Annotated in this window: 1 protein-coding gene; it reads left to right on the top strand. The window is 54.8% G+C overall.

Going from position 1 to position 363, the window contains the following annotated elements:
• Window positions 1-363, top strand: a 363-nt coding sequence (locus tag KH400_RS30165) for a hypothetical protein (RefSeq protein ID WP_217228445.1), incomplete at both ends; no start/stop codon positions are given.

Here is a 363-nt window from a genome sequence, read left to right as displayed (position 1 = left end):
AAAGAAGGGGAAGGGAGGAAAAAAAGGAGAGGGGAGGAGGAAAAGAGGGGAGGGAGAGAGGGAAGGAGGAAAAAGGGGAGAGAGGGGAGAGAAAGGGGGGGAGAAAGAAAGAGAGAGAGAAGGGGGGAGGAAGGAAGGAAAAGGAAGGGAAAAGGAAAGGGGAAAAGGGGAGAAAAAGGGGGGGGAAGGGGAGAAAAAGAGGGGGGAGAGGGGAAAGGAAGAGGAGGGGGGGGAAAAGAAGGGGAAAGGGGAGAGAGAGGGGGGAAAAAAGAAAGGGGAGGGGGGGGGAGAGGAGAAGGGGAAAGGAAAAAAAAGGGAAAAGGGAGAAGGAGAAAGGAGAGGAAGGGAGAAAGAGGAGGGGGA

This window comes from Desertibacillus haloalkaliphilus (assembly GCF_019039105.1).
Classification (GTDB): Bacteria; Bacillota; Bacilli; order Bacillales; family KJ1-10-99; genus Desertibacillus; species Desertibacillus haloalkaliphilus.
The sequence above is the reverse complement of the archived record's forward strand: the minus strand, read 5'-3'. Positions and strand labels throughout refer to the sequence as shown.